The sequence below is a fragment of the Colwellia sp. C2M11 genome, from assembly GCF_018860915.1.
Classification (GTDB): domain Bacteria; phylum Pseudomonadota; class Gammaproteobacteria; order Enterobacterales; family Alteromonadaceae; genus Colwellia.
The window spans coordinates 75,122-89,077 of sequence record NZ_JAHKQD010000018.1 but is presented as its reverse complement, the minus strand read 5'-3'; the positions used below and the strand labels follow the sequence as shown (position 1 = coordinate 89,077).

Genomic DNA, 13,956 nt, shown 5'->3' with positions numbered 1-13,956 from the left:
AATATTTTTCTAAAAATATAATTAAAATAACTAAAATTTAGACATAAAAAAACCGTGCGATAAAGCACGGTTTTTAAAATGACTTTTTTATAAACTAATGATTAGAAATCGTAACTAACACCGATACGAATTTCCCATAATGATGCATCAGTTTGTCTACTTTTGTAACTAGGAGAAGTAAACTTATTATATGAATATTGACCGTCATCAGTAATTGAAGCTTCTACAGCACCTTGTAAGAAGTTACCTTCTTTAAGTACACCCCAATCATCATTTAAGAAGTTACCAACGTTTTCTATTACAAAGTAAGCACTTGCTTTATGATCTTCAGTGAAACCAGGAATTTCTTGCTCTACACGAACATCAAACTTAGTCCACCAACCACCGTCAAGGCTATTACGCTCCATGATTTCACCGCGAGTTAGACCTTCAGAAGCAATAAAGTTGTTAAATGCATCTAAATCAAAATCAGCACCATAAATAACTTTACTATCACTTTCTGTTGGAACATATAATAACTGGCGATTAGAGTCGTTATAACCAAATCCACTTGAGTTATTAGAGAAGTTATAATCATAACCATGAGTTTGCATCGCTTGACCGAACAAACTAAAGTTTGTGTCTAAGCCATCAAAGAATTCATGAGAGTAATGTACATTTAATGTAAATCTATGTGGAACTTCGTAATTTGAAGTTGCAACGCCTGGAGACTGTGGATCAGAAACTGCAATGCCATGGTAGTTAGAAAAGGCAACTGAACTAGTCATTGGGTGAACATCTTTAGCTTCTGTAAACGCATAAGAAGCTGTCATTGATAACCCATTTTCATACTCTTTACTAACACCGAAAGATACAACAGTTGTTTCGCCATCTTGACCACTAACATTTGTTAAGAAGAAGTCATTATCAAAACCACGAGAACTTTCATAGATGCGTCTGCCATCAGGAGCGACATCAGTTACTACTGCTGCTAAATCATTTACAATCGCAGAGTTTTCTTTGTCTGTGTATAAGTAATCTGCTGTGATTACATATTCTGATTCAGTAACATAAGTAAGACCTAATGAATATTTCCATTCTGAAGGAATTTCAAAACCAGGATCAGTTGAGTTTGTGCTTGAATCTGCAGTTCCTGTGCTCACATTGTTAATTGATTGAACAGGAATATCATACCCTGCTTGTCCAGTACCATCAAAAGCAATAGCATCAGGACCCAAAATATATGCATCTCTTACAGAGCTATCTTGAATATTACGAACACCATCATTTGAATAACTATTAGAAATCCAAACGTTTGGATTACCACCAGAGTAAAGACCAGCACCGGCACGAACTTCTAATTGATCATTAACAACCCAATTCAAACCTAAACGTGGTTGAAGTAAATCAATACCATCTAAGTTTTGAGCGTTTGAAAAACCATAACGTGATTCGAAGTTAGGGTTGTAATTTGGTTTATCATCACTTGTATACCAATCATAACGAAGACCAGCAGTGATGGTGACATCATATGACTCTAACTCAAACTTATCTTGAAAGTATACCGTATTTAATGCATAGCTAAATTCACCAGCAGCATCAGCAGGATTAAGTGAAGCCGCATTACCATAGTAAACATCATCAGCTAAACCATTTTCAAAGTCGGTAACATTATTAAAACGCGTTTCAGTTTGAGAATGTTGAACAAATAAATTGAAAACATCAAGCTCTTCTCTTTCAAAGCCAAAATATAACTCATGTTCATCTAGATAATAAGTACCGGCAATTTTTAATGATAGCGTATCGTAGTTCAATTCATTTGATTGACGAGAATCATCTGGCCCTAAATAAACATCAACGCCTCCAGAACCAACATCTTCAATTCTAAACTCACCAAAACCACTTGATTCATCTAAAGACGTTTGACGATTATCTAATTTAGAATAACCTAAACGAAACTCAGTAGAAAAGTTATCTGTCCAATCTGAATATAAAGATGAAACATAAGACGTAAATTCTGCACCACGTTCATAAAAATGGTTAGATAATGATAGTCGTGTAGAACCTTCGTCAGATTGACCAATTTCATAACCATCATTGTAGTTATAAACAAAGTTTAAACGATGTTGCTCATTAATGTTCCAATCTAACTTAACTAAGATTTTTTCATCATCAACTGGAATACTAGGTACCATTGTACCTGGATCATAATTATAATTATCTTTTGATATTTGAATAATGTTATCAATATCACTTTGTGAAATAGCGCCATTATCAAATGCAGTATATTGCATGATTTGAGAGCCATCTAACTTTTCATAAGCAGCAAAGAAGAATAATTCATCTTCTATTAATGGGAAGCCAACATTAAAACCATAACGTTTTTCGTTATAACTACCTGTATCAATAGAATCGCCTTCTAAACTATCACCTTTTAACGAGTCGCTTGTGTAATCAACAAAAACACTACCATGTAGCTCATTACCACCAGATTTAGTTACAGCATTAATGTTACAAGAGGTAAAGCCACCATATTGAACATCAAAAGGTGCTAGCTCAACAGAAACTTGATCAATTGCATCATATGAAAATGGAATACGAACTGTTGGATAACCATTGCCATTCAAACCAAAGTTATCATTCATACGTGCGCCATCAACAGTTAGACTGTTAAAGCGTGGATTACCACCGGCACAAACAATTGCATTTGAGCTAGATTCATTAATATATACACGAGGATCAACACGAATAACGTCTTTCAGATCACGATCAACGCTTGGTGCTAGTTCAATATCTTGTAAATTAAAATTAGAAGCAGGACTAGTGCTACCATAATTACTATTAACTACACGTCCCGTTATCTCGATAGTTTCTATAGATTGTTGCGCTTCTAATGAAACACTAACAGGGTAAGTTTCACCTAAGGTTAAAAATACATTCGATAACTCAGTATCTTTAAAGCTATTTGAATCAATAATAATGTTATAAGGTCCGCCAACACGTAGACCCTTAGCAGAGAATTGACCTGATTCATTTACAACAGCTGTTTTCGTCGTTCCTGATGGTACATGTACAATCGTAATTTTTGTACCAGCAGCAGCATTGCCGTTAGGACCGACAATTTGACCTTTAATACCCGAAGAAGTTGTGTTTGCAGCAACATCTGTTGAAATAACAGAGGTTGACAAACCAAGCGCAACAACAAGGGCGCCCGCTATTCGAGAGATAGAGTGGGTTTTCATGTTAATATTCCTATGTGTTTTATGTATAAATTATTATTTTCTTCAGACAATACTCATCTAAAGTTTGTTTACCGTTTTTATCTGACCTAAAGCAATGTAGTCAATTTAACCAAAGTTTCATTACATTTTTATTACATACCTGTATAAATTAACTCAATTTCACTTAAAAAAAAAGCGTTATGATAAAAAACGAACCAAAAGGTCAGCTTTTTGCTTTTTATAGACAAGATCTATAGGATTAACAGATTATTTAGAAATAAATAAATAGACCAACAGGACAAGAAACTAAAAATAGTCAGAAATATAACCACTAAAAAAGTACATATTATTGGTATTGATTATGGTAGATGTAACCATAAAAATCCCCTTTAACTTCAGTGTAACCTTGCTATGATTTAATGGAAAAATGGTTAATAATCACCAGTAAAAGTTATGTAATCTCTTATGAAAAATAGTCAATATTAGTTAAAAATCAAATAAAAATGAATAAAAACTCTAAATCACAAAAAATACGAACAATCAGTACCGATAAAATACTGATTGCCGCTCAAGACGAATTTATATTACAAGGATATAAAGGAGCCACTGTGCAATCTATCGCAGATAACGCGGGGTTACCTAAAGCTAATGTTTTATATTACTTTAAAAATAAAGAAAATATATATCATGCTGTTTTAGAAAAAACCCTTAACATGTGGGATGAAGGCATCGGTGATATTTTACTCGAAGATGGTCCAAAGCTTGCGATAGAAAAATTTATTCGGGCTAAAGTTGCTATGTCTTTCAATAACCCAAAAGCGTCTAAGATTTATGCGATGGAAATTATTCAAGGTGCTCAACACCTAAAAGATTTTGCCCGCACCTACCTTCGTCAATGGGTGAGAGAGAAAGCAAAAATATTTCAGCACTGGATTGATAACGGTGAAATGCATGCAGTAGACCCAGTCAACTTAATATTGCTTATTTGGTCGTCAACTCAACACTATGCTGATTTTGACAATCAAATATTAACCATTATGAATCGTGCTGATTATGAGAGCGATGATATTGAACATGTTACAAATTTTCTGACAGATATAATTTTACGAGGCTGTAAATTAAAATGATAAAAAACTTTTTTAAGTTAAATGGGTTAATACTATTTAGTGCTTTTCTATTAAATACAACTATTGCGAGTAAAGCTATGGCTGCAAATAACACACAACTAAATACAGAAGCAACAACTAAACTACGTATCGCAACCTTCAATGTCAGTATGGAAGCATTCAACTATGCAAAACCGTCACCGAATAGAACACCTAACGTAACAGGTGATGAACTTACGCAAGCGTTAAGAGGTAATAATCCACAAATTAAAAATATTGCTGAAATAATCCAACGTGTTAATCCTGATATCATTTTACTAAATGAATTTGATCATGTAGATAAAAATCATGAAAACATTCTTTATTTTATGAAGAACTATTTAGGTAATGGACAGAATAAACAAAACGAGATTCATTACCCTTACTTTTATCAAGGTACTGTTAATACCGGTGTAAAAGTAAACAAAAACACCAATAATGACAATAAAGATAATCAACCAACCACGAATAATTTACATGGTTATGGCTATTTTGAAGGTCATTATGGCATGGTATTATTATCAAAATACCCTATTGATGAAAAAGCAATTAGAACTTTCCAGCTCTTCAAATGGCGTGATATGCCAGGCGCTTTGAAGCCAATTGACCCAAGTACTAAAGAGCCTTGGTTTAGTGAAGATGTTTGGAGTAACTTAAGGTTATCATCAAAATCACATTGGGATATTCCAGTAAATATTAATGGCCAGACAGTGCATGTTCTAGCTAGCCACCCGACACCACCTGTGTTCGATGGCCCAGAGAATCGTAACGGTAAACGTAATCATGATGAAATTCGTTTTTGGTTTGATTACATTAATAACACACAAGCTAGCTACATCTATGATGATAATGGCAACAAAGGTGGATTATCCCCTAATCAACCTTTTGTTATAGTAGGCGATCAAAATGCCTCTAGTGTTGAAGGTGACGCAATTAATTCGAGTATTGAAGCGCTAATTACCGACAGTAAATTACAAGATCCTATGCCAACAAGCTTAGGTGGCCAGTTACATAAAAGTGATAATATAAATGCTAAATATCATACAGCATACTGGGGAATGCGAGCAGATTACGTTCTTCCTTCTGTAGTTGGCTTTACAATTAGAGATTCTGGCGTATTTTGGCCACAGAAAAATGACGAAGCTTTTCGATTAATCAAAGATAGACAAGCTTCATCAGATCATAGACTTGTCTGGGTTGACCTTGACTTAACTAAATAATTTTTTATAAACAGGAAAAAAGATGAAACTATTTTTATCCGCTATTTCACTGTCATTACTTTGTGTTTCTTGTGCGAACACGGCTCACGTTAATGACAATATAGCAGCGCAAGAGACAACGAACACACTAACAACGGTCATGCCAGCTAATTTACCCAAAAATATTATTATGGTGATTGGTGATGGTATGGGACCAGCTTACACAACTGCTTACCGCTATTTTAGTGACAACCCAAAAACAACAGTTGTAGAAGAAACAGTATTTGATCGCCACCTTAAAGGTTTATCAAGTACCTACCCTGCTCCGGTTTCTGGTGTAGTCACTGACTCCGCAGCAAGTGCAACGGCATTATCTACAGGCGTGAAAAGTTACAATGGTGCTATTGGTGTTGATGTAAATAAGAAAGAAATACAAACCGTATTAGAATGGGCAAAATTACAAGGTAAAAAGACAGGTGTAGTCGTAACGTCTCAAATTAATCATGCCACACCAGCTTCATATCTGGCACATAATGAAAGCCGTAGAAATTACAATGAAATTGCCGATAGCTATATCGACAATGGCATAAAAGCAGACCTTTATCTTGGTGGCGGTTGGAAGTACTTCATCCGCGAAGATAGAAACTTAGTTGATGAGTTTAAGCAATCGGGTTTTCATTATGTCGATAATTATCAAGATTTAAAGAGTTTTCCTAAAGATAAACCTGTTTTAGGTCTTTTTGCTGATGTTGGTTTACCTTGGGCATTGGATGATACCAATAAACATCGCTTATCAACTATGACTAAAGCAGGTATTCACCATTTAATTGACTTACAAGAAACTGATGATTTAGCTGATAATGGCTTTTTCATGCTCATTGAAGGCAGTCAAGTTGATTGGGCTGCTCATGGTAATGATATAAGCGATGCTATGGCTGAAATGGATGATTTAGCAAAAACAATTGAATATTTAGAGCACTTTGTTGAACATCACCCTGATACACTTGTGGTAGTAACTGCCGATCATAGTACAGGTGGTTTTACTATTGCTGCCAATGGTAAATATGAATGGAATGCTGAAACTTTACGCACAATGAAGCACTCTGTTAATTATATCGCTAAGCAATTAACAACCAATGAAATAAACGCAAAAATCACAACAGAATTATTTAATTTTGAATTATCTGAAGAAGAGCTGAGTTTACTTAATGATAGTAAAAATAACGCTACAATAGAAAAAACTGCGAATATGTATCAAAGTAAAACTACACCTGCAAGTGAATTAGCATTAATAAAAAGTGTTAAGAAGGTGATGGATATGCGTAGTAATAGTGGTTGGACTACTGGTGGTCATACGGCCATCGATGTACCTGTATTTTCTTTTGGACAACACAGTGAGTTATTTAAAGGTCTACAAGACAACACCGATATAGCGAAAAAAATATTCATGTTGTTAGGTAAGGATAACTCAAAGATTAACTAACAGATTTATTAAGTTAAATCATTGATGCTCGTTATAAACCTATAACGAGCATCAATCAATGCGACTTTACAATAATGTGCTTATGGCTAAAATTTGGCATTAAAACGAGCAAAACCCTGCTCTAAATCAGCAATTAAATCATCGACATCTTCTAGACCAATATGCAAACGAATTAACGGAAACTCTGCCGTCCACTTAGTTGCACTTCGAATTGAATCAATACTCGTAATACCTAAAATAAGTGATTCGAACCCTCCCCATGAATAACCCATTTTAAAATGCGATAAGCCATCAAGAAATGCCGTAAGTGCTTCTCTATTGCCACAGTTTAAGGTAAAAGAAAATAAACCATTAGAGCCGGTGAAGTCACGTTTAAAAAACTCATGTCCTGGACAAGACTCAAAAGCAGGATGTAAAATAGTATCAACCTCTGGTCGCTCTTTTAACCAGCTAGCTACTGTTAACGCACTCTTTTCATGTTGCTTTAAACGTACACCAATCGTTCTAATACCACGTAACGCAAGATATAAATCATCTGGTGAGGTGCATTGCCCCATTAAATAACTATTATCGCGTAATTGTGGCCAATATTTTTCTGTTGCTGTCGCGGTGCCTAACATAACGTCAGAGTGTCCAACAATATATTTAGTGGCTGCTTGTATACTAATATCAACACCGTAATCAAAGGGCTTAAAATTAATACCTGCGCCCCAAGTATTATCAAGCATTACAATACAATCATGTTGATGTGCTATTTTGGCAATGGTTGGTACATCTTGTACTTCCATCGTAATTGAACCCGGAGACTCTAAGAAAACAATACGTGTATTGGGCTTTATTAATGCTTCAATACCAGCACCAATAAGTGGGTCATAATAAGTTGTTTCTACACCCATTTTAGCTAAAATTTTATCGCAATAGTCACGTGTTGGCTCATAAGCACTATCAACCATTAAAATATGATCGCCACTTTCTACAAAAGAGATTATTGCATTGGTTATCGCTGCCGTACCTGATGGATAAAGTGCACAACCTGCACCACCTTCTAATTCAGTCATTGCATCACTAAAAGCAAACGCTGTTGTTGTGCCTCTTCTACCATATACCATGGTTTGATTATTACGATTCTTTAAAGCATCATTCATTTCAGCCACAGTTTCAAACACAACAGTTGAAGCCCGTGTAACGCTTGGATTAACTACACCATTTGTCCATTTTGCTTTGCGACCTGCAGTAACAATTTTAGTATCTTGTTTCATTTAAATCTGACCTTTAGGTTTAATTACTTCAAATAGCTATCTAGCCATCTAAACTTATTTGTATTTATACAGGGAAATGAAAGAAAATTCACCTGTTATCTGTTAAGTTTTAAAACTGATAACTAATAAGAGAGAACTGAAATAGATATCTAGAACAACTCATTAGGTTAATCGTTAATAATAAAATTATTGAGATAAGTTTTAGGTTACTTCTATTTTGTTAGGATTGATACAGAACAGCATCCACTTTATTACTTGCCTTTAATTTATTATTTTCTTCATTTAAAATAATATTATCTGCCATTAGCTCTTCTAATTGGCTTTGTAGCTGAATAACTTTACTCGTAGTCGCGATTTTCTCTTGTTTATACTGTTTTTCTCTTTCTAGCGATTCTGAAAGTTTTAGTTGAGCACTTTCAAGTGTTACCATTAGCTTTTTAATGTTCACGTCGTTGTCATGCTTGGCGCTATTACTATTTTGTAATAACGTAAATTCTTCACTATTGTCATCATCCGCTAAAATTTGTGTTAAATAATCAAATCTATAAATAATAAGTGTCAGCATTATCGTTAAAAATAAAACAACTATATATTGATTGGCACTAACAGAGTCAAGGGCAGATTGTAGCCTTACGTACAGCCCCCCATTAGTCATCACCAGTGAACTAATAAACTCATTATGCCAAACAAACCAAATGACAATATACGACATAAGAAAATGAAAAGACGGTTTTAAATTTAAGATGATTCTAAGAAACAATTTTGTTTTATCTGACAACATAAAATTCCCTTTTATATACTTAAGCTCAGCTTAATAAATGTTCATTAAATCATGCCAGTTTTAAAATGGACAAGCAACCAGCATGCACCTAAGTAACTTGCTTAGTAATAAAGAGCTTAAAATAATTGCAGTATAAAAAGGCAGAGTACACAAGTGGTAAAATAAAAATAGCGGCTAAAATATCAAATCAGTATGAAATAACGAACAACAATCGATTAAAATAAATTAATTTGCTTACTAACAATCTCATCAAAAGATTTCCCGAGAAAAGGTAAAACATCATCGGCTATTGGCTTAATCTGTTTATCGATATAATGCTCATAATCTAAATTCCCTTTCGATAACTCTATTGGCATTACACCATTTAAGGTCATCACATATTCAATAATACTTCTTTTTCTATACTTAGGTGATTGACCTGAGTCTATTGAAGCTTTATTAGCAATTAAACATGCCTTAATATGAGGTGGCGTATTAACATAATCGTTAAGATCTCTTCTTATTTTTTTCATATAAACTAGATTATTATCATGCTTTCCAGCCCTTATCTCGCTCAATAGAGTACAAATGTACTCATCTATAGGTAAATCATCAAATACTCGTCTGAACAATTCTTGCTGGAACACTTTACTCGCTTGAGTCCAGTCACTTCTAACCGTTTCTAGTCCTTTAAAAATTAATTTTCCATCACTTAACCCAACATACCTTTTTTTCGTACCAACCTTTTGTCCTTTAATTGCTTCCTGTCCACGAATTGTTGGCATTAAAAATTTGGTGAAGTGTGTTTCAAATTCAATTTCTAAATCACAAGGTAAGTCAAAAACTGCTTTTATATAATGTTGCCACTTTGCATTAATAAAGCCTTGTAAATCTCGACCTAAACTTTTACATTCAGCAGCAGCTCTATCATCACCAACATGCACAAAGATTGAATCGGTATCACCGTAAATAACACGAAAACCATGTTCTTCAATCCAGTGAGTTGTCTTTTTTAAAATTTCATGACTACGTTTAGTAATAGAGCCAGAAAGCCTAGGATCAAAAAAACGACACCCCGTTGAGCCTAAAACACCATAAAAACTGTTCATGATAATTTTAATTGCTTGTGACAATGCCGCATTTTTCTGCAATTTCGCCTTATCTCGCTCTAACCAAAGTGAAGTGATTATATCGGGTAAAAAATGTTTATCGCGCGAAAAATACGCGCCATCAAACCCCTCTACCACTTTTTTATTTTGAACGGGTAACGTGGTATTAGCCTCTTCTTTTTCGACAACTAATAAGCCTTCAACTAATCCCATAGGATCTATCTTAAAACTTCGAATAATACTCGGATATAGTGATTTAAAATCGAGCACTAACACATTGCTATACAGACCAGGTATTGAATCCATAACATAGCCACCGGGAGATATTAAGCCAGAAACACCGTCTCCCATATTAGGCGCGACATAACCACTACGGTGAAGTTTAGGTAAGTAAAGGTTAGTAAAAGCGGCAACAGAGCCACCTATTCTGTCAATTGCTAATCCGGTTAATTGCGCACGCAATTGGGCAAATTCTAATAATTGAGTTTTTTCAAAAATTAGCCATACTAATCGGCAATCTTCAAGGTTATAAGCCGCCAATGCTGGTTTATTATTTAAAAAATTATCGGTGATTTCATCAACTCTATTTTCAACATTATCAACTTTTTTCCCTATACCTAATAACGTATTGGCAACGTTGTCTAGGGAAAAACTAGGAAAGCTATAGGTTGCTGTTTTTAGTAAATCAATACCGTCAAGCACGACTCTGCCAGCAATTTCAATAAACTGCTGATCAGTATTATTACTATTAGTTCGCCAGCGAGGTTCACTACCATCACGTCCAATGGAAAATTTTACTTGATGAAGATCGCAACGTTTTTGTAATAAACGAAAGTCAAAATTAATCACATTCCAACCAATAAAAATATCAGCATCAATAATGTCTACTTGCTTAATGAGTTCAATGAGTAACTCTTTTTCATTGGCAACCCAAACAATATAAGATTCGGCATCATACTGAGGATCACCTATCATTAAAACACGCTTCAATTCTTCATTATTATTAGCATAAAGACCAATTGAATAAAGCTCTCCTGCCATAGAACATTCAATATCAAGTGATAACATACTCAAATGAATTGCTAACGGCTGCGCTGATTTTTTACACTTAACTTTAAGAGGATTAAGATAAGTGTTATGTGTTTCGTAATTCATGCTATTACGGCTAAATAAAAAATCTATATCAGCAGTAATAAATCGCTCCATTAAATAACGATCATCAGGACGTATATCATCTTCATAACACTTAATTTTTTTTGCTCTAAGACATTCTCGCGCACGATAAAACTGCGATAAATTAGCAAAATAAAATCCATGAACATATAGTTGAGTAAAGGTTTTTAATTCTAACAGCTGCTGCTTAACAAGCGATATTCCTTGGTGTTGTAATATAGCCTCTGCTTGCTTTGCCTGCGGTTGCTCAACAAAAAAAACGGCTAATTCATTATAAATAACAAGTTTTTGTGCTCCTTTTTCAGTTTTTAACCACAATGTTATCTGTAAATCGTTACCTTTATCTTGCACTTGGCGACTAAGTAAAAAGCCCTGTTGTATTTGTTGTGGCAGATTAGTTTGCATATTTTTTAAAATTAAATAGAGAGAAAAAACAAAGCCTGTTAATATATACAGCAGTGTACTTTATAATCTTACCTTTGGAAACTGCCTTAAATGCTAACTGACAAGTTAAAACTCATAATCCGTCAATCATATAAAGCAATTGGTGAGAATTTAAGTAACTTTAACCCTAGAAAGCAACAAACGTTTTTGATTGCTGAAATAGCAAAAACCTTAGCCGGTGAATACAGTAAAGATAGAAAAATTATCGCGATAGAAGCTGGCACGGGTACAGGTAAATCTCTTGCTTATAGTTTAGGTGCTATTCCTTTAGCCTTAGCGCGTGACAAAAAAGTTTGTATTTCTACTGCAACCGTAGCATTACAAGAGCAACTGGTTGATAAAGACTTACCTTTTTTAAAAAAATATGCCGGCTTAAAATTTGATTTTGCCTTAGTTAAAGGCCGACAACGTTATGTATGCAGACAAAAACTAACACAAGCTGTCGCGACTGATTCCCCTCAAGCAGGTTTTACTTTTGCTGAAAAACCACAAGCGAGCGATATTCGTACATTAAATGCTATGCATAAGGCATTAACTGACGGCTCTTGGCACGGTGACATAGATTCATGGAAAAGCCCTATCCCGCACCATATTTGGTCTCAAGTACAAAGTGATAAACATAGTTGTTTAAAAACGTTATCAGAACATCATCACTGCCCATTTCATAAAGCTCGAGAAACAATGGAACAGGCTCACGTGTTAGTCGTCAATCATAGCTTATTGTTAGCGGACCTTGAATTAGGTGGCGGTAAAATATTATCCCCTCCCGATGAAACTTTTTATATTATTGATGAAGCGCACCATTTACCTAAAGTGACCCGAGACCATTCGAGTGCAAGCGTTACCTTACGTGGTGCTATTGATTGGCTAACTAAGTTAAGGGAGACGGGTGATAAAATGGCGAAGTTGATTAAATCTCAACGTGCTATTTCTCCGGCATTAAAGCTTAGCGATGACTGCCAAGATTTATTAATAGAAATGCAGAAAGTACTTACGTTTGTTGATAATAATGCAAAAACCTATTTTCTAGAAAATAATGCAACAGACAATAGCAACAATTTCAAAAACAATGACGATAAGGTTTACCGCTTCGACAATGGCATAATTCCTAAATCATTAAAAAATTGGGCTGAAGATTGTAATGAATTAAGCAAAAAATCATTAAGCCACTTAAACAAACTTTATAATGCCTTAATTGAAGCAGTAAAAGATGGTGATTGCCAAATGTATCTTGCTGAGCCTGTTTTAAGTGAGGCTGGCTTTATGATACAAAGGTTAGAAAATTTACAGTCGCTTTGGCACATGTACGCTAAAACAGACAGTGATAAAGCGGCACCAATGGCAAGGTGGATTCAAATTCAAGATCCTGTTAAAGCTAGTGCTCGACAAGACTATTTATTGTGTGCTTCGCCAATAGAAGTCGGATTTACGTTAGAAGATAAACTTTGGAGTCAATGTGAAGGCGCGGTATTATGCTCAGCGACATTACTTGCCTTAAATTCCTTTGATAACTTTCGTTTTCAAGCTGGTTTAAGAAACGATGATGGTAGCCAGTATCAACAGGTAACGTCACCATTTGATTATCAAAATAATGCTCAACTGGTTGTTGCAAAAATGACGAACGAACCAAGTGCCATGCAATTCACCGACGAACTGATAGATAAACTACCTAAGTATTTAGAGCAAGGTAGTGCCAGCTTAGTACTTTTTTCTTCTTATTGGCAAATGGAAAAAGTTGCACAAGCGTTACGAGAAAAAAATCAACTTGATATTGCGGTACAGGGAGAGCATTCTCGCCAACATATCATTGAAAAACATAAGAAGAATTGTGACAACAATAAAACCAGTATTATTTTTGGCACACAAAGCTTTTCTGAAGGTTTAGATTTACCTGGTAATTACTTAAACAATTTAATTATCACAAAGCTGCCTTTTTCTGTACCAACCTCTCCCGTTGAACAAGCTCAAGCCGAATATATTACGGCAAAAGGAGGTAATCCTTTTATGTCATTATCAGTACCTGACACCTCTAAAAAACTTGTACAAGCCTGTGGGCGATTATTGCGTAATGAAAAAGACGAAGGCGTAATCACTTTGATGGATAAACGGGTAGTAACTAAAAGATACGGTAAGCAATTACTTGACTCTTTACCACCATTTGAACGTGTAATTGAAAGATAGAAA

Annotated in this window: 8 protein-coding genes; 4 read left to right on the top strand and 4 right to left on the bottom strand. The window is 34.8% G+C overall.

What is annotated here, in order from left to right:
* Positions 1 to 101: 101 nt before the first annotated feature.
* Positions 102 to 3,221, bottom strand: coding sequence for a TonB-dependent receptor (locus KO509_RS06355; protein WP_215972449.1), 3,120 nt, complete (start codon positions 3,219 to 3,221; stop codon positions 102 to 104).
* 482 nt (positions 3,222 to 3,703) lie between these two features.
* Between KO509_RS06355 and KO509_RS06350 the strand changes: the two genes are divergently transcribed.
* From KO509_RS06350 to KO509_RS06340, 3 genes are all read left to right on the top strand, one after another.
* Positions 3,704 to 4,327 carry a TetR/AcrR family transcriptional regulator gene (locus tag KO509_RS06350; protein WP_215972448.1) on the top strand — a complete coding sequence of 208 codons (624 nt, stop codon included), beginning with the start codon at positions 3,704 to 3,706 and terminating at the stop codon, positions 4,325 to 4,327.
* Between the two features lie 77 nt (positions 4,328 to 4,404).
* Positions 4,405 to 5,565 (top strand): endonuclease/exonuclease/phosphatase family protein, encoded by a 1,161-nt coding sequence (locus tag KO509_RS06345; RefSeq protein ID WP_215972508.1) that lies wholly within the window; start codon positions 4,405 to 4,407, stop codon positions 5,563 to 5,565.
* 22 nt (positions 5,566 to 5,587) lie between these two features.
* Complete coding sequence (locus KO509_RS06340; RefSeq protein WP_215972447.1) at positions 5,588 to 7,027, top strand: alkaline phosphatase; 1,440 nt, start codon at positions 5,588 to 5,590, stop codon at positions 7,025 to 7,027.
* Between the two features lie 86 nt (positions 7,028 to 7,113).
* Here KO509_RS06340 and KO509_RS06335 read toward each other — a convergent pair whose 3' ends face one another.
* From KO509_RS06335 to KO509_RS06325, 3 genes are all read right to left on the bottom strand, one after another.
* On the bottom strand, positions 7,114 to 8,286 hold the full coding sequence (locus tag KO509_RS06335) for a cystathionine beta-lyase (RefSeq protein ID WP_215972446.1): 1,173 nt from the start codon (positions 8,284 to 8,286) through the stop codon (positions 7,114 to 7,116).
* A gap of 220 nt (positions 8,287 to 8,506) precedes the next feature.
* A complete protein-coding gene (locus KO509_RS06330) occupies positions 8,507 to 9,067 on the bottom strand; it encodes a hypothetical protein (protein WP_215972445.1) in 561 nt (186 codons plus the stop codon).
* Positions 9,068 to 9,282: 215 nt separating this feature from the next.
* Entirely contained in the window at positions 9,283 to 11,733 is a 2,451-nt protein-coding gene (locus KO509_RS06325) for a DNA polymerase II (RefSeq protein ID WP_215972444.1), read from the bottom strand.
* A 90-nt stretch (positions 11,734 to 11,823) separates the two neighbouring features.
* Here KO509_RS06325 and dinG point away from each other — a divergent pair, with 90 nt between their 5' ends.
* Complete coding sequence (gene dinG, locus KO509_RS06320) at positions 11,824 to 13,953, top strand: ATP-dependent DNA helicase DinG (RefSeq protein WP_215972443.1); 2,130 nt, start codon at positions 11,824 to 11,826, stop codon at positions 13,951 to 13,953.
* Positions 13,954 to 13,956: the final 3 nt, after the last annotated feature.

Coding starts and splice junctions, on each gene's coding strand:
- KO509_RS06325 (WP_215972444.1), bottom strand. CDS start 11,733: ATGCAAACTAATCTGCCACAACAAATACAACAGGGCTTTTTACTTAGT.
- KO509_RS06345 (WP_215972508.1), top strand. CDS start 4,405: ATGGCTGCAAATAACACACAACTAAATACAGAAGCAACAACTAAACTA.
- KO509_RS06355 (WP_215972449.1), bottom strand. CDS start 3,221: ATGAAAACCCACTCTATCTCTCGAATAGCGGGCGCCCTTGTTGTTGCG.
- KO509_RS06330 (WP_215972445.1), bottom strand. CDS start 9,067: ATGTTGTCAGATAAAACAAAATTGTTTCTTAGAATCATCTTAAATTTA.
- dinG (WP_215972443.1), top strand. CDS start 11,824: ATGCTAACTGACAAGTTAAAACTCATAATCCGTCAATCATATAAAGCA.
- KO509_RS06340 (WP_215972447.1), top strand. CDS start 5,588: ATGAAACTATTTTTATCCGCTATTTCACTGTCATTACTTTGTGTTTCT.
- KO509_RS06335 (WP_215972446.1), bottom strand. CDS start 8,286: ATGAAACAAGATACTAAAATTGTTACTGCAGGTCGCAAAGCAAAATGG.
- KO509_RS06350 (WP_215972448.1), top strand. CDS start 3,704: ATGAATAAAAACTCTAAATCACAAAAAATACGAACAATCAGTACCGAT.